Origin of the sequence: Litorilituus lipolyticus (assembly GCF_006439335.1) — a bacterium.
GTDB lineage: Bacteria > Pseudomonadota > Gammaproteobacteria > Enterobacterales > Alteromonadaceae > Colwellia > Colwellia lipolytica.
Window position 1 is genome coordinate 1 of sequence record NZ_SAWY01000024.1, and the last position, 24,861, is coordinate 24,861.

General features: G+C 36.9%; 16 protein-coding genes. 4 read left to right on the top strand and 12 right to left on the bottom strand.

Going from position 1 to position 24,861, the window contains the following annotated elements:
- Positions 1 to 272: 272 nt before the first annotated feature.
- The 7 genes from EPA86_RS11555 to ppsA form a co-directional block, all read right to left on the bottom strand.
- The gene (locus EPA86_RS11555; protein WP_118958726.1) at positions 273 to 563 is read right to left on the bottom strand and encodes an integration host factor subunit alpha; all 291 of its coding nucleotides are present in this window, start codon (positions 561 to 563) and stop codon (positions 273 to 275) included.
- A 3-nt stretch (positions 564 to 566) separates the two neighbouring features.
- The gene (pheT, locus tag EPA86_RS11560) at positions 567 to 2,990 is read right to left on the bottom strand and encodes a phenylalanine--tRNA ligase subunit beta (RefSeq protein WP_140603766.1); all 2,424 of its coding nucleotides are present in this window, start codon (positions 2,988 to 2,990) and stop codon (positions 567 to 569) included.
- Between the two features lie 11 nt (positions 2,991 to 3,001).
- Positions 3,002 to 3,997, bottom strand: coding sequence for a phenylalanine--tRNA ligase subunit alpha (gene pheS, locus EPA86_RS11565; RefSeq protein ID WP_140603768.1), 996 nt, complete (start codon positions 3,995 to 3,997; stop codon positions 3,002 to 3,004).
- A 191-nt stretch (positions 3,998 to 4,188) separates the two neighbouring features.
- Positions 4,189 to 4,431: a hypothetical protein gene (locus EPA86_RS18380; RefSeq protein WP_140603770.1), complete on the bottom strand. Its 243-nt coding sequence runs from the start codon at positions 4,429 to 4,431 to the stop codon at positions 4,189 to 4,191.
- 24 nt (positions 4,432 to 4,455) lie between these two features.
- The gene (locus EPA86_RS11575; RefSeq protein WP_140603772.1) at positions 4,456 to 5,601 is read right to left on the bottom strand and encodes a porin; all 1,146 of its coding nucleotides are present in this window, start codon (positions 5,599 to 5,601) and stop codon (positions 4,456 to 4,458) included.
- A gap of 63 nt (positions 5,602 to 5,664) precedes the next feature.
- Entirely contained in the window at positions 5,665 to 8,757 is a 3,093-nt protein-coding gene (gene ydiJ / locus EPA86_RS11580; RefSeq protein ID WP_140603774.1) for a D-2-hydroxyglutarate dehydrogenase YdiJ, read from the bottom strand.
- Positions 8,758 to 8,991: 234 nt separating this feature from the next.
- Positions 8,992 to 11,373, bottom strand: coding sequence for a phosphoenolpyruvate synthase (ppsA, locus tag EPA86_RS11585; protein WP_140603776.1), 2,382 nt, complete (start codon positions 11,371 to 11,373; stop codon positions 8,992 to 8,994).
- 195 nt (positions 11,374 to 11,568) lie between these two features.
- Between ppsA and ppsR the strand changes: the two genes are divergently transcribed.
- Both ppsR and EPA86_RS11595 read left to right on the top strand, forming a co-directional pair.
- Complete coding sequence (ppsR, locus tag EPA86_RS11590; protein ID WP_140603778.1) at positions 11,569 to 12,378, top strand: posphoenolpyruvate synthetase regulatory kinase/phosphorylase PpsR; 810 nt, start codon at positions 11,569 to 11,571, stop codon at positions 12,376 to 12,378.
- A 168-nt stretch (positions 12,379 to 12,546) separates the two neighbouring features.
- The gene (locus EPA86_RS11595; protein WP_140603780.1) at positions 12,547 to 13,596 is read left to right on the top strand and encodes a 3-deoxy-7-phosphoheptulonate synthase; all 1,050 of its coding nucleotides are present in this window, start codon (positions 12,547 to 12,549) and stop codon (positions 13,594 to 13,596) included.
- Between the two features lie 107 nt (positions 13,597 to 13,703).
- Here the strand turns inward: EPA86_RS11595 and EPA86_RS11600 are convergent, their stop codons facing one another.
- The 3 genes from EPA86_RS11600 to hrpA form a co-directional block, all read right to left on the bottom strand.
- Positions 13,704 to 14,186, bottom strand: coding sequence for a low molecular weight protein-tyrosine-phosphatase (locus tag EPA86_RS11600; protein ID WP_246058377.1), 483 nt, complete (start codon positions 14,184 to 14,186; stop codon positions 13,704 to 13,706).
- A gap of 298 nt (positions 14,187 to 14,484) precedes the next feature.
- Positions 14,485 to 14,784: a PilZ domain-containing protein gene (locus EPA86_RS11605; protein ID WP_140603782.1), complete on the bottom strand. Its 300-nt coding sequence runs from the start codon at positions 14,782 to 14,784 to the stop codon at positions 14,485 to 14,487.
- Positions 14,785 to 14,879: 95 nt separating this feature from the next.
- Positions 14,880 to 18,983, bottom strand: coding sequence for an ATP-dependent RNA helicase HrpA (hrpA, locus tag EPA86_RS11610; RefSeq protein ID WP_140603784.1), 4,104 nt, complete (start codon positions 18,981 to 18,983; stop codon positions 14,880 to 14,882).
- A 206-nt stretch (positions 18,984 to 19,189) separates the two neighbouring features.
- On the opposite strand from hrpA, the gene EPA86_RS11615 reads away from it, so the two are divergent.
- Positions 19,190 to 20,782 (top strand): ABC-F family ATPase, encoded by a 1,593-nt coding sequence (locus EPA86_RS11615; RefSeq protein ID WP_140603786.1) that lies wholly within the window; start codon positions 19,190 to 19,192, stop codon positions 20,780 to 20,782.
- 113 nt (positions 20,783 to 20,895) lie between these two features.
- Positions 20,896 to 21,735, top strand: coding sequence for a 23S rRNA (adenine(2030)-N(6))-methyltransferase RlmJ (locus EPA86_RS11620; RefSeq protein WP_140603788.1), 840 nt, complete (start codon positions 20,896 to 20,898; stop codon positions 21,733 to 21,735).
- Positions 21,736 to 21,812: 77 nt separating this feature from the next.
- On the opposite strand, the gene EPA86_RS11625 is transcribed toward EPA86_RS11620, so the two are convergent.
- Both EPA86_RS11625 and EPA86_RS11630 read right to left on the bottom strand, forming a co-directional pair.
- Positions 21,813 to 23,633, bottom strand: coding sequence for an NHL repeat-containing protein (locus tag EPA86_RS11625; protein ID WP_140603790.1), 1,821 nt, complete (start codon positions 23,631 to 23,633; stop codon positions 21,813 to 21,815).
- A 110-nt stretch (positions 23,634 to 23,743) separates the two neighbouring features.
- Positions 23,744 to 24,832 (bottom strand): HDOD domain-containing protein, encoded by a 1,089-nt coding sequence (locus EPA86_RS11630; RefSeq protein ID WP_140603792.1) that lies wholly within the window; start codon positions 24,830 to 24,832, stop codon positions 23,744 to 23,746.
- Positions 24,833 to 24,861 lie beyond the last annotated feature (29 nt).

Consider the following 24,861-nt stretch of genomic DNA (forward strand, 5'->3'; position numbering starts at 1 on the left):
GTAATCTCTTTGAGTTCGTTTAGTGATTGATTTCATAACACTCTCCAATTTAATCGTGGAAAAGTGTCAACCTTATTTAGGACGGGTCAATTACAAGAAACAAAAAAGCTGCAACAGTGTTGCAGCTTTTTTAATATTTAACGAGACAAAAAAATAAATAACCATCTATAAATAGATAGTCACTATAAGCAGTAAATAGAAACAAGCGATTTGTTAAGTAAGGTAACCCTACTTAACAAAAACTACTTAACAAAGCTATTCATTGCTATTATTTAGCTATTTCCGTCTTCTACACGGCTCTTCAATTTCTGACCTGGTCTAAAGGTAACAACCTTACGCGCAGAAATTGGAATATCTTCACCTGTTTTAGGGTTACGGCCTGGGCGTTCGCTTTTTTGACGCAGGTCGAAATTACCAAAACCAGAAAGTTTCACTTGTTCGCCACTTTCTAAAGTTTCACGGATTTCTTCAAAAAATATTTCGACCATTTCTTTTGCGTCACGCTTGCTCAGCCCAACTTTTTCAAATAAATGTTCTGCTACTTCTGCTTTGGTAAGCGCCATTGCTTAATCCCTCAGTGATGCATTTAACTCTAATTTCAATGTATCAACAACTCGATCAATAACATCAGAGATGTCTTTTTCTTCAAGTGTTTTACTTGTATCTTGTAGTATCAACGCAATAGCAAGACTCTTATAACCATCTTCAATGCCATTACCTTGGTATACATCAAACAAGTTTAGATCAATTAAATAATTTCCGCCAACCTTTTCAATAAGTTGTAACACTTTTTTTGCATCAACTTCTTCTTTAACTACTACAGCTAAGTCACGTCTATTTGCTGGGAAGCGAGAAATTTCGCGCGCTTGAGGAATATTTTGAGTTAATACTTCAGATAATAACAACTCAAAAACTAATGTACGGCCATTTAAGCCTAATTTCCTTTCTAATTCAGGATGTAAGCTTCCAACATACCCTACAACATGCCCTGCACGAGTAATTTGAGCTGTTTGACCTGGATGTAATGCATCGATTTCGGCTTTAGAAAATTCATAAGCATCGGCATTCGCGGTTAATGAAAGTAACGCTTCAACATCACCTTTCATATCGAAAAAATCTGTCGCAGCTTTTTCCATGCTCCAGTGCTCGTCAACACGCTGACCGCTAATAACACCAGCGATCATATTTTCTTGGCGAACACCGTTTTCCGCAGACTCGTCAGGAACAAACCTTAAACCTGTTTCAAAAAGGCGTACACGGCCTTGTTGACGATTTTGGTTATAAGCAACCGACTGTAGTAAACCAGTCCATAGACTCAAGCGCATAACTGACATTTCTGATGAAATAGGATGCGGTAAAGTCATCACCTCTTGCTGTGGATGTAATAACGACTGAACATTTGGATCAACAAAGCTATAAGTGATTGCTTCTTGATAATCACGATTCACTAATGCTTGTTTTAACTTGTTTATAGAAAGTGATGCTTCTTTTTGCTCTCGCATTTTAAGCATTGCAGTAGGCGCAACATTAGGAATATTGTTATAGCCAAAAATACGTGCCACTTCTTCAATTAAGTCAACTTCAATACTGATATCAAAGCGATATGCTGGTACAACTACTTGCCAAACTTTATCAATATCAGCACCTGTACTTGCTACTTCAAAACCTAATCGTGTAAGGATCTCATCTACTTTTTCATCTTCAATATGATGACCTATACGGCCATCTAATTTTACTCGACGAAGTTCAACTGATTTAGATTGTGGTAACTCTTGCTCTGATTTCGCTTCAACAATTGGTCCTGCTTCACCACCAACGATCTCAAGTAATAATTCAGTAGCACGCTCCATAGCTTCACGCTGTAATTCAGGATCAATACCGCGCTCATAACGATGAGATGCATCAGTATGTAAACCGTATTGACGAGCTTTACCTAAAATAGCTAATGGTGCAAAGAAAGCACTTTCTAAGAAAATATCAGTAGACTCAGTAGTAACACCTGAGTGTAAACCACCAAAAATACCAGCCATTGCCAAGGCTTTAACATCATCGGCAATCAGTAAAGTTTCTTCATTAAGCGTTACTTCATTTTCATCAAGTAATACCAATTTTTCATCTTTATTAGCAAAACGAACCTTAATATCACCTTCGATTTTAGCTAAATCAAAAGCGTGCATAGGGTGACCTAGCTCTAATAACACGTAATTTGTCACATCAACGACAGGATCTATAGCACGAGTACCACAACGGCGTAACTTTTCTACCATCCATAATGGTGTTTGAGCATTAACATTAATACCCTTTATCACTCGGCCTAAATAACGAGGACAAGCTTCATTCGCTTCAATATTAATAGCACGTGTATCATCAATACTTGGTGTGACAGCATTAATAGTAGGCTGAGTAAAAGCCAATGAATTAAGTACGCCAACCTCTCTCGCTAAACCTTTAATACCTAGACAATCACCACGGTTAGCCGTTAAATCAACATCAATTGTTACGTCATTTAAGTCTAAATAATCACGTACACAACTACCAATGGGTGCATCACTAGGTAATTCAAGAATACCATCGCTACTTTCAGCTAAACCTAACTCAGATTCGCTACAAAGCATGCCATGAGAAGGAACACCTCGTAATTTAGCTTTTTTAATTTTAAAGTCACCAGGTAAAACGGCACCAACAGTAGCAACCGCTACTTTTAAACCTAAACGACAATTTTTTGCACCACAAACAATATCAACTAACTCGCCTTGCACTACAGTATCAGAGCTGTAATCACCTAAGCTGATTTTTGTTACTTGTAATTTATCGGCATCAGGGTGTTGACCACACTCAACCACTTCGCCAACAATAACGTTATTAAATTGGCCTGCAACTGGGTCTACACCGTCTACCTCAAGTCCTGCCATGGTAATTTGATGAGCTAAATCATCTGAAGAAATAGCAGGGTTTACCCACTCACGTAACCAAGATTCACTAAATTTCATTTTTGGCTTTCCTACTTGAACTGTTTTAAGAAGCGAAGATCGTTTTCAAAGAATGCACGTAAATCATTTACGCCATATCGCAGCATTGTTAGACGTTCAACGCCCATACCAAAAGCAAAGCCTGTATAGATTTCAGGGTCAATGCCTACGCTTCGTAAAACATTTGGATGAACCATGCCACACCCAAGCACTTCTAACCATTTACCATTTTTGCCCATGATATCGACTTCTGCAGAAGGTTCAGTAAATGGGAAATATGAAGGTCTGAATCTTATCTCAACTTCTTCTTCAAAGAAGTGATGCAAGAAGTCATGTAACACACCTTTTAAATGGGTAAAGCTAACGTCTTTATCAACCATTAACCCTTCAACTTGATGAAACATTGGCGTATGAGTTTGGTCATAATCGTTTCGGTAAACTTTACCCGGAGAAATAATTCTAAGTGGTGGTTTTTCCACTTCCATAGTACGAATTTGTACACCAGAAGTTTGAGTACGTAATACTAACTTAGGATTGAAATAAAACGTATCATGATCTTGTCTTGCTGGATGATGCTCAGGAATATTCAACGCATCAAAGTTATGATAGTCATCTTCAACTTCAGGACCTGCTTTAACTGAGAAACCTAAATCACCAAAGAAACTTTCGATTCTTTCAATAGTACGGCTAACTGGATGTAAGCCACCTAATTGCGTGCCACGCCCCGGTAAAGTAACGTCAATAGATTCAGCTGCTAACTTTTGTTTAATTTCTTCATTTCTTAAAAGCTCGCCGCGTTCAGTTAGTAACTTTTGTACTTTTTGCTTGGCAATGTTGATTACTTGACCCATCTTAGGCTTTTCTTCTTTAGGTAGCTTGCTTAAGCCTTTCATTTGCTCAGTGAACAAACCTTTTTTACCTAAAAAGTTAACGCGTACCTGATCAAGGGCAGCAGGATCTGATGCCTCACTTATCGCTAATTCAGCTTGTGAGACTATCTCATCTAAAGTTGTGGTGTCTAAATTCATGGTTTCCTCTAAAACAGGGCTAAGTGCCTAAAATATTAGACACCTTAAATAGACTAATTTTATTAATAAAAAATGAGCTTGATTTTACACGAAAATAGGCTTTTAGGTAGGGTTAATCATGCCTATTCAAGGATTTTTTAGCTTGAATGTGAAATTAAGCAAGAAAAATTATAATTTAGTGTCGTGTTAGGTTAATGAGAGCCACTCTCTGATGATTCAGATTCTCTTTTTACTAACAAAAACGTTAAATACATTTTTGTGGGTAAGGAAAAAATAAGACCAAGAGCAATACATAGTGCACTAATGATAATACCTGTAACCCCTAAGGATTCCATATACTCGCTAAAATTATGTAAGTATATTCCTAACAGTAATAAACATAACCCAATAAAAATCGAGATTTTGAGTAATAAAATAAGCCTTTCTTCTGACATGATTATCTCTGTTATGTTTCGTTATTAAAAAGTAAACATCATTCCTATACCTGTAGCATCTTCCGCCAAGCTAGTAGTATTTTCGGCAAGAGTTGAGTTATCAATTTTACTTTCAATATAAAGGTAAAAATCTTCATCCCAATGATATTTTGCACTTAAAATATAATATTGTTTATGAAAAGTTCCATCTGAACCAATCTCACCCGTTGAATTATCTTTTAATGAGTTGTAACCCAGTATGAGTGAGATATCATTATCAAATCGGTATGCTGAGAACAACTCAATACCACGTGATTTACTCATAATTTTACCAACATCATTGATATCATGATTTTTCATATCAGTATAAACAAAGGCAACATGTAAACCATCACTGCCATATGGCCTATAGGTGACATGTGCAGTAATAAGCTCGTCATCCACTTTACTAGTGCTTTGCCCATTAGCACTCAATTTTATTTTCGCTTTGTTATATGCTATGCCCAAACCAATATCAAAAGGTGTTTGATAGATAACAGAAACACCGAACGAATTATTGAAATTAAGAATAGCTGATAGCTCTTCACCATTCTCTCCTGAAGTATGCAGCTCATCTTCAGAAGCTAAATATTGTCCCGCAAAACTAAAATTTTGGTAATAATATCTGTATTGTATCGCTTGCTCAGCCCTACCAGAGCCTGAAAAACCACCATCTGTGCCAAAATTATAGGTACCAGAAGCTTCAGCGCCAAAAATTTCAAACCAATCGGTTACGCCACCAACATCGTAAGAAACACCCCATTGTTTACCTAGGCTCAATTGACCGTAATTATCATGTTTGAAACCAACAAATCCTTGTCTGACCCACAAGCTATCTGTTGCAGGCCCTGTACTTGTTAGGCCATTATGGTTAACAATTATCTTATCATCCGTATTTGATAGCTGTACGCCCCACTCTAATTTAGCGAACGCTTGCCATTCATTTTTCATCTTATGTGAAAAATCAAAATAAAAACGTGAAAAGCCATCATTCACTTCTTCAAAGTCTTTATTTCTTAAATAGTAAATAGACAGGTTACCTTCAATATCTAAGGTACTTTTATTATTGTTGTACAACTCTAAACCTTGTGCAGCAGGTAAAGCAAAAATTGAAACAGCACTTAGTACGAATGAAAACCTATTCAAATTCATAAATAATCCTTTCTGTGAATCGATTTAATCAATTCTATTAAATCATTATGACAATGTAGCAAACTATGACAGCGCTGCAACTAATGCTTCAACAGGATGACGTGCCTTTTTCTCTGAGAACCTTTTTACTTGGCTTCGACAAGAAAAGCCCGTTGCAAGTACTTGTTCTGAACTAAGCTCTTCAAGCTTATTTTGCCAACTCAATTCAAAAAGCCCTTTAGAATTGTCTAAATTAGCGCCTTCATGACCATAAGTACCAGCCATACCACAACAACCCACTGCAACTTTTTCTAATGGTAAACCAAAGAAATTGAATATAGTTGTCCATTCGTTTTCACTGTTGGCTAACGCGGTTTTCTCAGTACAATGAGAAAATAATTTATAACCTTCTTTATGTTCTGACTCTGCCTTCATTGCCTTAGCATTTGATGCTTTATGTTCATCGATATAGTCAAGCAACCACTCATGAGCAAGTTGTACGTGAAAATCACCCCGCTTATCAGCAAGTAATTTTTTATATTCGTCTCGGTAACAAAGCACCATAGAGGCATCTAAACCGATCATAGGTATAGATAACATTGCCAACTGATTGAGAAAGTCACTACTAGATTTAGCCGTTTTTGCGAACTTGGCTAAAAACCCTTTAACATGCTGCGCTTTACCATTAGGTTTAAAAGGCAATAATATTGGCTCTAAGCCTAGTTTTTTAATTAATGCCATCATCGATTCAACACTCGATGCATCGTAAAATGAAGTAAAAGGATCCTGAACAATAAATACATATTGTTGACGCTGTATAGCCGTTAAAAAGCGTAACTTTTCTAAATCAAAACCACAGTAACCTTTTTCTTTTACTTGTTGAGCAAGTGTTGGCACTGATAATAAAGGGGTATCAACATAACCAATCGCTTTATTAGATAACTTTTCATATGCCTTTGATGATAAAACACCGTTAACGACTTTAGGTAGTTTTGCCATAATAGGCGTTAATAACTCAACATTAGCGACTAAATGATCTTTAAGTGGTCTTGGGTAACGCGAATGGTATAAATTGATAAAGCGAGATCTAAAGTCAGGGACATCAACTTTAATTGGACATTGACTCGCACAGGCTTTACAGGCTAAACAACCTTGCATGGCTTCCATCACTTCATGGGAAAAATCTTGACTATTATCAAGACGATTAACTTTAAACTTTTCTAGTGAGGTATTTAGCAATTTTTTAACAGACCAATGATTAATATCTTGCTCTAGCGATAGCACATCAACACCCTGCTTCTCTAATAACCTTAACCATTCTCTCATCAAGCCAGCTCGACCTTTAGGTGAGTGCCTACGATCTTTAGTAATCTTGCTCGATGGACACATTGGGCTATTACTATCATAGTTAAAACATAAACCATTACCGTTACAGTCTAATGCAGCATTGAAACTGTCTTTTACCGTTACGGGAATTTGTCTGTCATAAAAGCCACGTTTGACATCATCGACGCTCACTAACTGTTCGTTAGAGTCAATAGGCGTACAAATTTTACCTGGGTTCATCTTATTTAGTGGGTCGAACGCAGTTTTGATATTTCTTAATTCGTCAAAGAGTTCTTCACCAAAAAATTCTGGCCCATATTCACTTCGATAACCTTTGCCGTGCTCTCCCCACATTAAACCACCGTACTTAGCCGTTAATTTAACCACCTCATCAGAGAGTGTTCGTAATAGTTTTTCTTGATTTTCATCACACATATCAAGTGCAGGCCTAACATGCAATACACCAGCATCAACATGACCAAACATACCATAATGTAAATCGTGCTCATCAAGTAAGGCTCTAAATTCTACGATAAAGTCAGCTAAATTTTCAGGTGGAACCGCGGTATCTTCGGCAAACGCTAACGGTTTTTCTCTGCCTTGAGTGTTACCTAACAAGCCAACAGCTTTTTTACGCATTGCATATATTTTATTAATGCTAGCTAAATCTGAGGTTACCTGATACCCAATTACCCCTAGATTCTCCTCTTGAGATATCAGTTCATCTAAAGATGCAGTTAAAACACCGACCTGCTCTGCTAAACCATCAACACTATCACCATTAAATTCGACGATATTAATACCGTCCATGATTTTACCTGTTACATCACTGATCAAATCACTCACTGAATGCCAAACGATATCTTGCTTAGCAAGGTTTAGCACTTTGCTATCTATCGTTTCAACAGAGGTTGCTTTAGCTTTCACTAAGTGTGGTGAATGTCGTAAAGCAGAATCAAAACTATCATATTTTATATTGATTAACGTTTTAGCGGCTCTTATAGGAGTAATGCTTAATTTTGCTTCACTGACAAAGGCAAGCGAGCCTTCCGAGCCAGTAATTAATCGAGAAAGATCAACTCCGATTATTTCACCATTGTTTGATTGAATAACATTTTCGAGATCGTAGCCCGTTAAGAACCTATTTAATCGAGGGAATTTAGCCAGTATTTGCTCTCGTTTATCTAAACAAGAAGATAAAACTTGTTTTGTGATTTTACCAAGGCTAGTTTGTTCTTTAGCAACCGATTGAGCTTGCGCTAAAGTCATAGGGTTAGTGATTAACGTATCACCATTCGCCAATACAGAGTTTAACCCTAAAACGTGATCAGAGGTTTTTCCATACACTAAGGAACCTTGGCCTGATGCATCAGTATTAATCATGCCACCAACCGTTGCTCGGTTACTGGTCGATAAATCAGGCGCAAAGAAAAAACCATAGGGCCTTAAATAATCATTAAGTTGATCTTTGACTACACCCGCCTCAACTTTAACCCAATTCTCTTCGACATTTATTTCCAATATACGATTCATATATTTAGATAAATCAACCACGATGCCGGGTGTTAAACTTTGCCCATTGGTACCTGTTCCACCGCCACGAGCGCTAAACTTAATTTCAACAAATTTCTCTTTACTCGCCACGGTAGCAATGATTGATAAATCTTGATGACTACGAGGATGAAGAACTAATTGTGGCAATTGCTGATAAATACTATTGTCTGTTGCCACCGCTAACCGGCTACTGTAACTAGTATTTATTTCACCAGTAAACTGGCTTAACTTAATAGCTTGAACAAAGTCTTCATATACTGGTGAAAGGTGAGCGCTTATATCTATATGAGGCAACATAATCAGGAGTTTTTTTAATTTTTAACAGGACATTAACGCGAGTATATCATGTAAAAATTGAATTTTTACTCTAAAGGTGACTATTTATGCATTGTATACACTATTTTGTGAATAAAGGCATGATTGCATAATATTTATTCAACATTCTTTATTAATAACAAGTTAAAAATTAACTAAAAAAAACGCCTTAATAAATTAAGGCGTTTTAATCATTTTCTGTTATCAAATTTGGCGTTATGAATTATTCTTCATTTGATCTGCCAAATATAACCATGTTGGTAACACTGTATCAGGATTTAAAGAGACACTATCTATTCCTTGTTCAACTAACCAAGCTGCAAAGTCTTCATGGTCTGAAGGACCTTGGCCACAAATACCTACGTACTTACCACGTGCTTTACAGGCTTTAATTGCCATAGACAATAATGCTTTAATCGCAGGATTACGTTCATCAAATAAATGTGCAATTAAACCAGAATCTCTATCTAAGCCTAAGGTTAATTGAGTTAAGTCATTAGAGCCAATTGAGAAACCATCAAAGTAATCAAGGAATTGATCCGCTAATAAAGCATTCGATGGCAATTCACACATCATAATAATACGTAAACCATTCTCACCACGTTTTAAGCCATGCTCAGCTAAAATATCAATAACTGCTGAAGCTTCTTCTAAGGTACGGACAAACGGGATCATGATCTCAACGTTAGTTAAATCCATATCATTACGAACACGTTTAATGGCTTCACATTCTAAAGCAAAGCAATCTCTGAAATCTTGTGAAATATAACGAGAAGCACCGCGATACCCTATCATCGGGTTCTCTTCCTCAGGCTCAAACTCTTCACCACCAACTAAATTAGCGTATTCATTTGATTTAAAATCAGACATACGCACAATCACTTTTTCAGGTGCATATGCTGCTGCTAAGGTTGAAATGCCTTCAGTTAGTTTGGCAACGTAAAATTCTACAGGATCAGCGTAACCAGCAATAATATCCTTAATTTCATCTTGTAAGTCAGCCGATTGTTCATCAAAGTTAATTAACGCCTTAGGATGCACACCAATCATTTTATTAATAATGAATTCAAGACGGGCTAAACCGATCCCCGCATGCGGTAAGCGAGCAAAAGCAAATGCTCTATCAGGGTTACCCACATTCATCATAATTTTTAACGGTAACTCCGGCATAGCATCTATTTCAGAGGTTGTTACTGTGTAATCTAATTTACCTTGATAAATAAACCCTGTATCACCTTCTGCACAAGAAACTGTTACTTCATCGCCAGTAGAAATAACCTTTGTTGCATTACCACAACCAACCACAGCTGGTATCCCCATTTCACGGGCAATTATGGCAGCATGACAAGTTCTACCGCCACGATTAGTTACAATAGCAGAAGCACGTTTCATGATTGGTTCCCAATCAGGGTCGGTCATATCAGTAACTAATACATCACCTGGTAAGATTTTATCCATCTCTTCAAGCGAAGAAAGGACTTTTGCTTCACCGCTACCAATTTTATGACCAATTGAACGGCCTTCACAAATCACATTGGCTTTAGCTTGTAATTGGAATTGCTCCATTATATTGGCATTCTCGCGACTTTTTACCGTTTCAGGACGTGCCTGTACGATATAAAGCTTATTATCTAAGCCATCTTTTGCCCATTCAATATCCATTGGACGGCCGTAGTGTTTTTCAATAATTACCGCTTGTTGTGCTAATTGTTGAACTTCATCATCTGTTAATGAGAAACGGTTAGAGTCAGCTTCATCAATATCAATAATTTCTACTTGTTTAGAGTGTTCTTGGCTTTGTGAGTACACCATTTTGATTGCTTTACTACCCAAAGTTCTGCGCACAACCGATGGTTTACCCTTAGCTAAGGTTGGTTTATGTACATAAAACTCATCTGGGTTAACCGCACCTTGTACAACCATTTCACCTAAACCAAAGCTTGAAGTGATAAAGACTACATCTTCAAAGCCAGATTCAGTGTCGATTGAAAACATAACACCTGATGAAGAAATATCACTTCTTACCATGCGTTGAATGCCAGCTGATAAAGCAACGCCTCGATGATCATAGCCTTGGTGTACGCGATATGAAATAGCTCTATCATTAAACAGAGAGGCAAATACGTGCTTAATAGCAACCATAACGGCATCTAAACCACGTACATTTAAAAAGGTTTCTTGCTGACCAGCAAATGAAGCATCAGGCATATCTTCTGCTGTTGCAGATGAGCGTACGGCAAATGAAGCATCATCAGCAAAGCCTGCTGCTAACTTTTCATATGCTTGTTCAATATCACGCTGCATTTCAGGTAGAAATGGTGTATCGATTATCCATTGTCTAATGGTTGCACCACTTTCAGCTAACGCATTAACATCGTCAACATCTAATGTATCAAGTAACTGATAAATTTTTTCATTAATGCCACTTTGCTCAAGGAATTCATTAAAAGCAAAAGCCGTAGTAGCAAAGCCGCCGGGTACTTGTACACCAACATTAGCTAAATTTGAGATCATTTCGCCAAGTGAAGCGTTCTTACCGCCTACACGCTCTACATCATTCATTCCTAGGTGTTCATACCAAAGTACGTTTTCTTGCACAACTCATCTCCAAAAGGATTAAAACAGTTAAATTAGGATTTTCATTTAAAACAATGTATTAATAATAGTTTTAAAAGTGAAAATTTCTCAAAAAATACCTCTTTATATTCAACGCCTATCATTCTACACTGCCCTATATCTAAAAAGAATCACAATTTAGTATAACTAGTTAAAAGTTTTCATAAGGACTTCCAAATGCGCTCCGCTTTTTATATCTCTGATGGCACTGCGATCACTTCAGAAGTGTTTGGCCATGCATTATTATCTCTATTTCCAACCGAATTTGAACATCATACGATTTCTTTTGTTGAAACCATTGAAAAAGCCAACGAAGCAAAAGAAGCAATTAATAAAGCCTATAAACGTTCAGGGCAGCCGCCTTTAGTTTTTCATACCTTTGTAAATAACGATATTCGAGAGATTATTGATAACTGCGATGGGGTAATCTACAACTTTCTAGAGCACTTTGTCTCTCCCCTTGAAAAAGAGTTGAAGCTTGAAGCAAAACCAAAGGCCCATAGAACGCATAGTATTCATGAAAATAGTTATGACTATAGAATTGAAGCGGTTAATTACGCATTAGCCAATGATGATGGCTCCAATGTCAGTAACTATGAGCATGCTGATGTTATTCTTGTTGGTGTCTCACGTTCTGGAAAAACACCAAGTTCTTTATATCTCGCTCTGCAATATGGTATCAAAGCAGCAAACTACCCGTTTACTGATGATGATATGGAAGAATTAAAAATACCTGACTTTTTAAAACCACATAAAAAGAAAATATTTGGTTTAACGATAGATGCCGACAGATTAATGGATATTCGCGATGGACGCATGGCCAATAGCAAGTACGCCTCAGCTCGTCAGTGTAGAATGGAAGTACGTGAAGTAGAAAAGCTTTATAAAAAAGAGAAGCTGCCTTATCTCAATACTACTAAGTTTTCTGTTGAAGAAATTACGGCAAAAATATTGGCTGCTACGGGTCTGCAAAGATATAAATACTAAATTGAACTAACTCATATCAACTAATGTGATTATTTCTCAGTAAAACAGTTCACATTAGTTGTGAATTTAGCTATGTTAGCGCGATATTATATTTTGTGCTGACTTTGATGTTCTCTTGTATACATTCTTTCTCAAAGAAAATTGCACAACGACAAACATAAGAATTTCATGACTATTAAAACAGATGAATTACGTACTAGCCTCATTGAGAATTTAGCTTCACCCGCTGAACTTTCAGAGCAAATACCTTTAACAGAAAAAACAGCAGACTTTATCATAGAAAGCCGACGTGAAATTGAAGCCGTCATTAATGGCACTGACAAGCGTTTACTGGTTATTGTAGGTCCTTGTTCAATACACGATACCGAAGCAGCTATTGATTACGCTAAAAAGCTCAAAGTATTACGCGAAAAGTATAAACATGAATTACTAATTGTTATGCGTGTTTATTTTGAAAAACCTCGCACTACCGTTGGTTGGAAAGGCTTGATCAGCGACCCTGATTTAGACAAATCTTTTCATGTAGCAAAAGGCTTAAAGCTTGCTCGTAACTTACTGGTAGATATTAATGATTTAGGCTTGCCAGCAGGTACTGAGTTCTTGGATATGGTTACCGGTCAATATATTTCTGACCTTATTAGTTGGGGAGCCATTGGGGCGAGAACCACTGAGAGCCAAGTTCATCGAGAATTAGCTTCTGCACTTTCATGCCCAGTCGGCTTTAAAAATGGTACTGACGGCAATGTTAAAATAGCTATCGATGCGATTAAAGCCTCTAGTGTACCTCACGTTTTATATTCACCTGATAAAAGTGGTCAAATGTGTATTTACCAAACGCATGGTAACCCATATGCTCACGTTATTTTACGAGGTGGTAAAGAGCCTAATTATCATGCTGAAGATATCAGTTCAACAGCAAGCCAACTTAGTCAATCAAACTTACCACAAAGCATTATGATTGATTGTAGTCATGGCAACAGCTACAAAGATCATAATAAGCAAATTGATGTCGCTAAATCTCTTGCAGAGCAAGTTAAAAATGGTGAGCAAAGTATTTTTGGTGTAATGATTGAAAGCTTTTTAACAGCGGGTAATCAAGCCGTGAAAGCCGGTGAACCTTTAGTCTATGGTCAAAGTATCACAGATGCCTGTGTTGACTTAAATGTGACTGAAGATATCTTTAGCTTACTGGCTGATGCAGTAAAACAACGCCGATAAGCTGACGTAATAAATTTTAAGCAATAAAAAGGCGATGTATAAAACATCGCCTTTTGCATTTCTGCAAATATATCAATAAATAACTCAATAAAATGCCCTTGGATATATTACTTTATCTGTGCAATTAAACCGTCACTTGCCGCTTCAACTAAATCAAGAACATAATCAAAACCTCTGGCACCACCATAATATGGATCTGGCACTTGCTGCTCTTCAAGTTCTGTTGCAAAGTCTAAAAACAAATGGTTTTTGTATTGGAGTGCTTTGGGCGCAATAGAATTCATATTAGATAAATTGTCTTCGTCCATCGCGAGGATCAAGTCAAACTTTTCAAAGTCTGCAACCGTCAACTTACGTGCCCTTATACCATCAAAAGAGAAACCACGCGCTTCACCCGCTTTCAACGAACGATGGTCAGGCCTCTCCTTCGCATGAGCACCTAAAGTGCCGGCAGAGTCAATTTCTAGTGATAACCCCTGCTCTTTTGCTTTTTGGCGAAAGACGGCTTCTGCCGTTGGCGATCGACAAATATTGCCCATACAGACGAATAGAACAGATTTAATTCCTTTTAAACTCATATCGTTAGACATAATGCATGTACCAATATCAAATTAAAACTTTAATACAACTAACAAAATCAATAACTTGTATTAATACTGTATTAAAGTTGTGAAAAATAAATAATGTATTCTGGGCTATCAATTTGTAAACGTAAAGGTTATTTAGCAAATTCAATAATATTATTGATATTGATCATTGAATAGAAATAGCATCTTTAATTCATAATGGTTTATAACAAATAAACTAAAACGAATTAAAGATATTAAGGTGAGTAGTCTAAGTTCTAATGCAGAACATTACTTTGGTAAATTTTATTAAGAGATGACTTTAGTCAATTTCTTCAATGGTTATACCAATGAGATAACAATCTTTGCTTTCTTCTTCAATGCGAACAACTTTACCGCTCACATCTAAGGCTTGTACTTGACTACTTGCCGAATCAACTTTTACTCTAACATGAGTAGAAATCTCTAGTGGATGTTCCATTTCCACAGCCATTCCTGTTGCACTTAAGTCTCTACAAGTTGCTGATACTTGTGAATTAACTTCATCATCGAGTATGGTCAATACGACTTCAGTGTTCAACATCATTCGATAAAAATTACGTTTATCGTCAAAACTATTCATTATCACTCCTTGGGAATGTAAAACAACTTTGAACAGTTATACTGAGCCATAATCATGCTGTCAATAAACTTAAGTAAAATCCTGATATTCACAAATTAAATAGCAATGGTTTTTAAATGATTAAGTATACGTTTTACCGAAATTGGCGCTGCTGTCCCTAAGTTTTGTGCAAATAACGAGATACGCAATTCTTCTATCATCCAACGCGTTTCAAGTAATGCAATATCTAACGGCTTATCTTTACGTTGCTTTGCAATCAAAGCGTCATACGCCTCTTGAACTTTGCTCACTTCAATCAACTTTAATCGGTCTTGATTTGGGTCGATAGGCAGTTTTTCTAAACGCCTTAATATTCCTTTTAAGTAACGAATAATATCATCAAGTTTCGCTATACCGTTTTTATTAACAAAGCCTTTAAAAATTAATTGCTCACTTTGGTGCTTTATATCACCATGAGATTGAATGACATTCAGCGATACGTTGCCTTTTAACTTTTTGCCAATATCATGACGTAAACTCAGTGCCTGCTCTACTTTTATAGCCGCCGCTAATACGGCATCTGCTATTTCAGCTCTGACAAAGTCACTGCATTGTTTAAAGTCTTGCTCGGTTCTAGGTAGTGATAGCTTGTTGTCCTGCGCTGACATGAATACTTTCACTAAATGGTTACAAGCGGCTTGAATACAATCTTCTAATAATTCATTAATCGAACCAAACGGATTAAAATACAAACCGAGTTTGGCTTTATTAGGTAGCTTTTGCTGTAAATATTTAATCGGTGAAGGAATATTTAACAGTATTAATCGCGTAATGCCCGCAAGCATAGCTTGCTCTGCATGCTCTTCTTGCTCAAACAGCTCTATAGCTACACTGGTTTTGTTATCAACTAACGCAGGAAACGCTTTTATTGAAATATTGGCCACTTTTTTCTCGTACCCTTTAGGTAAACTATTAAAGTCCCATTGAGTGATACCTGTCTTTTCAATACCTTTTTCAGCTACCTTTTTAATCGATGCTTTAACTTTGCCTTGCAGCTGAACTTTTAGCTCGTGCAAATCTCTTCCTTGATTGAGTACTTTGCCCTGTTCATTCACTATCTGAAAATTCATGGTCAAGTGTACGGGTAAAACGATGTTATCCCACGCATCGTCAGGCAGCTTAACTCCCGTCATTCGTAATAGTTGCTTAGCCAAACTGTCTTTAAAGTTGCCTTCAAATTCCAACATATTATCTAAGCAGGCTTGGGCATAATTTGGTGCAGGCACAAAGTTACGTCTTAATGTTTTAGGGAGTGCTTTAATCAGAGATACCGCTAAATCAAAGCGTAATGCAGGAATTAACCAATCAAAATTTTCAATTTGAACTTGATTTAATAGGGCAATTGGAATGACAACACTAATACCATCATCAAGATCTCCCGGACTAAAGTGATATTTTAGCGGCAAAGTTAACCCTTGCTGCTGCCAAGTATCGGGATATTCCTTTTTAGATAACTCTGTTGATGTTTCATTTAACAAAAATGCTTTAGTAAAGTTTAATAACTTAGGATTTTGTTGTTTTTCTTTTTTCCACCATGCCAAGAAACTACGCTGACAAATCACTGAATCTGGTGTTTTATCTAAATAGAAATCTATCAGTTGTTGATCGTCTATTAAAAAGTCTTTACGTCGTGCTTTTTGCTCTAATTTTTCAATACTTGCGACGAGTGCTTGGTTGTGTTTTAAAAACTCTTCTTTAATAAAGCTATCGCCATGCACAAGTGCTTCTTGAATAAACAACTGCCGACAAGTATCAGGTTCAATTTGGTTGAAGTTAACTTTACGTTTACCGACAATAACCAAGCCATATAAAGTGACTTGCTCAAACGCCATTACCGCACCTTGCTTTTTCTCCCAATGAGGCTCGCTATAGCTTTTTTTAATTAAATGCTTAGCTAATGGCTCTATCCATAACGGGTCAATTTTAGCGTTCATCCTTGCAAATAATCGACTTGTTTCAACCAACTCAGCAGACATTAACCATTTAGGCGGTTTTTTCGCTAAAGCTGAACCCGGAAAAACAAAAAACTTACTGCCACGAGCACCTTTAAACTCTCTGTTTTCATCTTGTTGACCAAGATGGCTTAATAAGCCAGACAATAAGGCTTGGTGAACTGTCGTTAATGATTTATCACTGTTCTGGTCAGCCGAATGTTTTTTATCCTTTTGGTGAGGATTTTCAATCACTTTAAAATGATAATCCACCGTTGAAAGCGCGATTTTCTGCTCTTTTAATGTCAGCTTTAATTGACTGAAAATATCTTGCCACTCTCGAATTCTTACGTAGGAAAGATATTCTTTTTGACACAACTTACGAAATTGGTTTTGCGAAAGCTCACCTTGTTGCTCTGTGACATAGCACCACAAGTTAAGCAAGCTGATAAAGTCCGATTGTTTATCTTTAAAGCGACTATGTTTTTCATCACTCGCTTGTTGCTTTTCATGAGGCCTTTCTCGTGGATCTTGTATACTTAAAGCGCTTACTATGATCAGTACCTGCTCTAAACAACCAAAATCAATCGCAGATAAAACCATTTTAGCTAATCGCGGATCGATTGGGAATTTAGATAATAAGCGCCCAGACTTGGTCAGCTGCGTATGCGACTGGTTAGTATGTTTCTTATTGCCAGCACTAGGTTTAATTGCTGCAAGCTCTTCTAATAACCTAACGCCATCATTGATATTACGACTATCTGGTGGCTCGACAAAAGGAAACTGACTAATATCCCCTAAATCTAATGCTAGCATTTGTAAAATAACGGTTGCTAGATTGGTTCTGAGTATTTCAGGGTCGGTAAACTCATCACGGTTGATAAAATCTTCTTCGCTATATAAACGAATACATATACCTTCCGAAACACGACCACAACGCCCCGCTCTTTGATTGGCACTGGCCTGAGAAATCGCTTCAATGGGTAAGCGCTGAACTTTAGTACGATAACTATATCGAGAGATTCTTGCCGTGCCTGGGTCAATAACGTATTTAATACCCGGTACAGTCAAACTGGTTTCAGCCACGTTGGTAGCCAATACTATATTACGACCACTATGAGGTTTAAAAATACGGTTTTGCTCGGCGATTGTTAATCGTGCATATAAAGGTAGTATTTGAGTATGCTGTAAATTTGCTTTTGATAATGCAGCCGCAGTATCACGTATTTCTCGTTCGCCATTTAAAAAGATTAATATATCACCATGGCTTTCATGGCTAAGTTCATCAACAGCATTGATAATACCTGAGACAATATCATTTCCCTCGTTAGAGCTTGATAACGTTTCGTCTTCTTGACTATCGTCATTTAAAGGACGATATCTAATTTCTACGGGATATGTTCTACCAGATACTTCAATAATTGGGGCTTCGACACCTGTTTTTGATGCAAAATGTTTAGCGAATCGCTCCGGATCAATGGTTGCCGAGGTAATAATGACTTTAAGATCAGGTCGTTTAAAAAGTATCTGCTTTAAATAGCCTAAGATAAAATCTATATTCAAACTACGTTCATGGGCTTCATCAATGATAATGGTGTCGTATTGACGTAATAACCGGTCTTTTTGCATTTCAGCAAGTAAAATACCGTCAGTCATTAATTTAATGTAACTACGTTCACTTACTTGGTCATTAAAGCGTACTTTATAACCCACTTGATCGCCCAATTTAGTACCAAGCTCTTCTGCGATTCTGTTTGCCACTGTGCGTGCTGCAATTCGTCTTGGCTGGGTATGACCAATTAAGCCATTAACACCTCGACCAAGTGCTAAACAAATTTTAGGAATTTGTGTTGTTTTACCTGAGCCTGTTTCACCGGCAATAATGACTACTTGGTTATCGACAATAGCTTGACCTATACGCTCAGCACTATCAGAAATAGGTAAACCATCAGGAAAACTAATGTTAGGTAAACTCGCCAGCTTGCTCGCTTTATCGTTAGAGGACTTTATGATGTCTTGATGAATTCTTGTTAAGCTTTTTTGAAGCTTAACCACTTCGTTTTGCTTATCTTGATGACTGTTACTTTGTTTTTGTTGGTTTATTAACGTTAATTTCTTTTTAATATCAATTAACTTTTTCTTCAGACGCGGCACATCACATTGCTTTGCTTCACAAAGCAAATCAAACAATGGTTGTACATCAAGGTTATCAGTTTTCAATTCAGACATAGATCAAAATTCAGGATACAAGGAAGCAGAGATACCCAACTAATCGAGTTTGTGTTAGTTCGGTAATAAATAAAGTGAGCATTTTAACAGTTAATAATGTGATTACCAGTTAGTTTAACGAGAGTAAATTGTTTTAATGTTAAACCATGTCCATGTATAATACGCGCCATTAAATTTGACATGAAAATATCATTAAGGAATTTCCTATCCTTGCTTGTAACAATATCACGCAACAATTCGGTGCTAAACCGCTATTTGAAAATATCTCACAAAAGTTTGGTGGTGGTAACCGCTACGGCTTAATTGGTGCTAACGGTTGTGGTAAATCAACCTTTATGAAAATCCTTGGTGGTGACTTAGAACAAACATCAGGAAACGTAAGCTTAGATACCGGTGAACGTTTAGGTAAATTACGCCAAGACCAATTTGCTTTTGAAGAATACAGTGTTATTGACACGGTAATCATGGGACATACTGAGCTTTGGGCTGTTAAAGAAGAACGTGACCGTATTTATGCTTTGCCTGAAATGAGTGAAGAAGACGGCATGAAAGTAGGCGATTTAGAATCAGAATATGCTGAAATGGATGGCTACTCTGCTGAAAGCCGTGCTGGTGAATTGCTAATTGGTGTTGGTATTCCTGTTGAACAACATTTTGGTTTAATGAGCGAAATAGCACCAGGTTTTAAGCTGCGTATTCTATTGGCTCAAGCGTTATTCTCTGATCCTGATATTTTATTACTTGATGAGCCAACCAACAACTTGGATATTCACACTATTCAATGGTTAGAAGAAACCTTAAATGAGCGTGATTCAACCATGATCATTATTTCTCATGATAGACACTTTTTAAACAGTGTTTGTACCCACATGGCAGATTTAGATTACGGCGAATTACGTGTCTATCCAGGTAACTACGATGAATATATGCTAGCAGCAACACAAGCTCGTGCCCGTTTATTAGCAGACAATGCCAAGAAAAAAGCGCAAATTGGCGAATTACAAGCCTTTGTTGCACGATTCTCTGCTAATGCGTCAAAAGCGAAACAAGCTACTTCACGTGCTAAACAAATTGATAAAATTCAATTAGAAGAAGTGAAAGTTTCAAGTCGTACTAACCCTTTCATTCGATTTGAACAAGAGAAAAAGCTTTTCCGTAATGCCTTAGTTATTGAAAAATTGAATAAGCAATTTGACGATGCTCATATCTTAAAAGACATTTCAGCGTTAATTGAAGTAGGTGAACGTATCGCGATTATCGGTGAAAACGGTATTGGTAAAACAACCTTTTTACGAACGTTAATGAATGAAGTGGGCTATGAAGCAACTTCTGGTGAATTTAATTGGTCTGAAAACGTAAACATAGGTTATTACGCGCAAGATCATGAATATGAATTTGAAAACGACATGACCTTATTTGAGTGGATGAGTCAATGGCGTCAACCAACGGATGATGAGCAAGCCGTTCGTGGCTATTTAGGTCGTTTGTTATTCTCTGCTGATGATATTAACAAGTCCGTTAAAATTTTATCTGGTGGAGAAAAAGGCCGTATGTTATTTGGTAAGCTAATGATGCAAAAACCAAATATTTTAGTGATGGATGAACCAACCAACCACATGGATATGGAGTCTATCGAATCATTAAATATGGCATTAGAAGGTTATGAAGGGACTTTATTATTCGTTAGTCATGACCGTGAGTTTGTCTCATCACTTGCGACTCGTATTATCGAAATAACCGCCGATGGTTATACTGATTTTGCTGGTACTTACGATGAGTACCTTGCTAGCCAAGCCTAAGTATACACATAGGCACAGATAGTTAAGTCATATGCAGCTTTAACCGTTGCAACATTAAGAGGGTGAATTAAACACCCTCTTCTTTTATCGCCCTAAAAAGCTAAGGAATCACCTTGTTAAGTTATCGCCATGGGTTTCACGCCGGCAATTTTGCTGATGTTCTTAAACACAGTGTGTTGACACTTGTGCTTGATTACATGACTCGAAAAGAAAAAGGCTTTAGTTATATCGACAGCCACTCTGGGGCTGGTATGTATCAACTTGAAGATAAATTTTCACAAAAAACCGGCGAATATAAAGATGGCATTGGTAAAATCATCAAGGATATCAATGCGCCTGAATCGCTTATGACTTACCTTAATTTAATTAAGCAATTGAATCATGATGATGAACTAAATATTTATCCAGGTTCACCGGGTATTGCCAAAGAATTTGTTCGTCGACAAGATGCGAGTCATTTGTTTGAGTTACACCCAACTGATAATGAGTTATTAAATAATTTTTGCTATCGATGGAAAAAATCATTTATCAAACAATCAGATGGTTACCAAGGTGTATTAGGACTAGTTCCACCTCCCACAAGACGTGGCGTAGTGTTAATAGATCCGCCTTATGAATTAAAAGAAGATTACCCAAAAGCGGTAAATACCATCATTAAAGCCTACAAAAAGTTTGCTACAGGCACTTATATACTTTGGTACCCTGTTGTCCAAAGACATTGGGTAGAACAAATGCAGCAAACTTTCACGCAAAGCGAAGTAAAAAACGTTTTACAAGTTGAATATTGCCAAAAGGCAGATAGTGAAGAATATGGCATGACAGGTACTGGGTTATTTGTTGTTAACCCTCCATGGCAACTAGCGGCTCAACTTGAAGAAATACTGCCTTACCTTAAAAGTAAACTAGGTAATGAAGAATCTACTTATGCATTAACTCAACTTATTGCAGAGTAGTATTTTAATAAAGTAAATCTATTGAAGCAGTCTGTAAAAATAGCTGCTAGCGAATTCTTTATTAAGCCGAGCTCAGGTTATTTAATCAGGCTCATTATTGTAAAAATAATGAGCATAACCACCACCATCACCACGTTAAATATAAAAATAGGTGATTTTTGTTGCCAAAGTGTTTTAAAAGTTTGCATAGGCGTTAATTTATTACTTTCTTCAAGTTGAGCGAGTACATATTGGTTAAGTTCTTTTTGATCAAAATAACGTTGTTTCGCACTACCTATTGGAATGGACAATGTAGACGAAATTAAATGCTCATTACTAAACCTCAAGTCTTTTAACGCCAAGCTTACTTCCTGATCTCCATTTTTTAATATAATAACTTCACCAAGCACACCCAGAGCGACTCGTTGAATCTTTAAGAAAAGGTTCAAGAAACATAATACAAAGACAAACCAAGCTGCTAGAAAAACGCCATAAAACCAATACAACTGTGAAGTATCTTTTCCATCGATATTATTTGACTGCAATATAATTAAGCAAGGTAATAAAGCTAAAGCAGCTAATACAATATAAACAGTCGCTTTATATTTAACTGCTCTGTTAGTTAGCCAAAAAGGAGTGCTTGCTTTAACACGTTGTGACATACGTTCAATCGTTTCGGCATTTACCGCCATCTTACTTTGCTCTATATGATACTCAATACTTTGTTTACTTCCCTTTGCACCACCGGTAAAGGCTGCGATAGTTTGTCGCTTTTCTAAAAGCCACGCAGCGACAATACCCAACAAAAGTACCACGATAAAAGCAACTTTGCCTGCAAGTGCAATAGCTTTTCCTTGTTCAATGACTTCATTTCGTGAAGTATTGATTGCTTGTAATACCTTCGGCTCAAATAATCCTAAGCTATTACCACTGTTATCAAATTGTTCAATCATCAAGGCTGAAAAATCTGCCAACCAAATTGTATCTTGCCAAAATACTAGCGACATGGGATCTTGCACATACTTTGGTAAAAGTTTATTAAGCTTTTTACCTGTTAAATCAAATTGTTGAATAACACCACGTGACATTTGAGCGTTGGCAACATTCACCCAAACACTCTGGTTTTCTACGGCGAAAAGAAAAGGAAACTGATTTTTTTCATTAACACTCGCCGTAAACTTTACTTCTTCATGGGCAAAATTATTTGTCGTTTGTGATATTTGTACTAAACGGTGGTTATTGGTGTCAGCCAGCCACAGCTTATTGTTGACAAGTTTTAATTGATTAGGAAATTTAAACGACTTTGTTGAAGAACTCGCCTGTAATTCTCCATGTTGATCAAGCTTTAATAGCTTATGCTCAGCTGTACTGGAAATAAAAACCGTATTATCCGTTTGTTTTATTAACAAATGAAAAGCTCTTGGAAAGTCTGGTAAGTGTTGTGCAAAAGGCTGACAAGAAAACTTCGGCATCTTACATCGATACCAGCCTGTTTTATGCGTAACACTTTTATCTATAATGGTATTTTTATTAAACTCCTTAGCACTATTTTCAGTTGGTTGGATATTTTTAGCGGGTTCAGCTTGGTGGGTAATTCGAAAATAAGCCTTAATAGAATCAATAAAGGATGTTGCATTAGCTTGGTGATAAAACAATAAATCACCGTTATTAAAAAAATCAAAATCCCCTTTCGCCGAAAAATAATGAGTAGAAAAATCGAGTTGTTTTTCTACAATGCCTTGCGGATTCAACCAAAATAACTGCTGTTCATATTGAATAACTAAATACTGATTATCTTGCTTTATAAAGCCTAGGCGACCAACATCAGCAACTTTAAAATTACCATATTGCCATACAACAACACTCGACAATGCGCCTAAAACAATTAATATTGCTGCGATTAACGAACGTCCTTGCATGGTAACCTTCTATTTTCTTAAATATTTTTCTCGTTACACTATAAAGGGTTTTGACAATAAAAGGCACTGTCTGTGCAAAAAGTAATAGCTAGACTCCGTCAATATTACCTCTACAAAGCTAAAGCATTGTCTAAATACTGATGTGCTTGTTGGCTGTATAGTAACTGGCTAGACATAGATAATAGCGCCTCTTTATCGAGCATGGCATCTTGGTATTGAGCCAATAATTCACTGATAAGGTTCGCTTCATAAACATAACAAGCTACAGGGTTTTGTTGATAAAGCACTTTTAATTGCATTGATGATTTTAATCTTGCTTGAATTGACAACACATCAAGAATCACTTGTGGAAACTGCCAATACTTCGCCACTTTATAGGTAATGACTTTTGAGTTCTTAAACATCAACTCCTTAAATGCAAAAGAGTTGGGTTGATTATCAGGGTGAACAACAGAGAAAGCTTCCATCATTAACTGATAAATAATCATATCGCCTAAGTTACATATCAAGCCAACTAAATAACCTTGTGCCACTTCCGTATGAAGTTGTCCCTGTTGCAGTAAATGTTTGGTAATGTCCCCAGTAGATAAACTATGCTGCCATATTTTATTACCGTATTGCTGAAAATAAACGGGTGATTTGGGCACCATTTTACTAATAAAGCCATTAATGACACCTTCCATTAACCCTTTACTACCCAGTTGCATAAAGGCTGACTTTAAATCGGTAATATCTTTCTGACCACGGTTGTAAAACGTAGAATTAGCTAGTTCAATAACTTTTGCTGCAATTACAGGTTCTTGTTGAATAAGACCAATCAGCTCTTGGGTAACAAACTCTTGATCATTGATTTGTTCAATCACTTGAGTAAGCGAAGTGGGTAAAATAGGTAATGCCGCTAATAAATGTTTAGGCGATTTCAACAAGCTCTCTATTTTATCTGAAACAAATAGTGATAGCTCATCGTGGCTATTGGTTGGTGGAGATTGTCCAAACAGGTAATCGTAAAAACCTCTTTGTTGTTTCTCTTCAATGGTGGTTATATCAAGTTGCTTAGTCGTTAATGCACCTTGCAACTCAGCGACCGCTTGTTCAGCTTGTTCTTCTGTGCTGTTTTTAGTGTCTTCAAAATAAGTATAATTGGCTCGTTCTTTCTGAGACTTTGTCGAGAAAATTAGTCTAACTAACGCTTTAAACATCAACACCAGCCTTAGGCTATAACATCATT

Coding starts and splice junctions, on each gene's coding strand:
- EPA86_RS11555 (WP_118958726.1), bottom strand. CDS start 563: ATGGCGCTTACCAAAGCAGAAGTAGCAGAACATTTATTTGAAAAAGTT.
- pheT (WP_140603766.1), bottom strand. CDS start 2,990: ATGAAATTTAGTGAATCTTGGTTACGTGAGTGGGTAAACCCTGCTATT.
- pheS (WP_140603768.1), bottom strand. CDS start 3,997: ATGAATTTAGACACCACAACTTTAGATGAGATAGTCTCACAAGCTGAA.
- EPA86_RS18380 (WP_140603770.1), bottom strand. CDS start 4,431: ATGTCAGAAGAAAGGCTTATTTTATTACTCAAAATCTCGATTTTTATT.
- EPA86_RS11575 (WP_140603772.1), bottom strand. CDS start 5,601: ATGAATTTGAATAGGTTTTCATTCGTACTAAGTGCTGTTTCAATTTTT.
- ydiJ (WP_140603774.1), bottom strand. CDS start 8,757: ATGTTGCCTCATATAGATATAAGCGCTCACCTTTCACCAGTATATGAA.
- ppsR (WP_140603778.1), top strand. CDS start 11,569: ATGCGCTCCGCTTTTTATATCTCTGATGGCACTGCGATCACTTCAGAA.
- EPA86_RS11595 (WP_140603780.1), top strand. CDS start 12,547: ATGACTATTAAAACAGATGAATTACGTACTAGCCTCATTGAGAATTTA.
- EPA86_RS11600 (WP_246058377.1), bottom strand. CDS start 14,186: ATGTCTAACGATATGAGTTTAAAAGGAATTAAATCTGTTCTATTCGTC.
- EPA86_RS11605 (WP_140603782.1), bottom strand. CDS start 14,784: ATGAATAGTTTTGACGATAAACGTAATTTTTATCGAATGATGTTGAAC.
- hrpA (WP_140603784.1), bottom strand. CDS start 18,983: ATGTCTGAATTGAAAACTGATAACCTTGATGTACAACCATTGTTTGAT.
- EPA86_RS11625 (WP_140603790.1), bottom strand. CDS start 23,633: ATGCAAGGACGTTCGTTAATCGCAGCAATATTAATTGTTTTAGGCGCA.
- EPA86_RS11630 (WP_140603792.1), bottom strand. CDS start 24,832: ATGTTTAAAGCGTTAGTTAGACTAATTTTCTCGACAAAGTCTCAGAAA.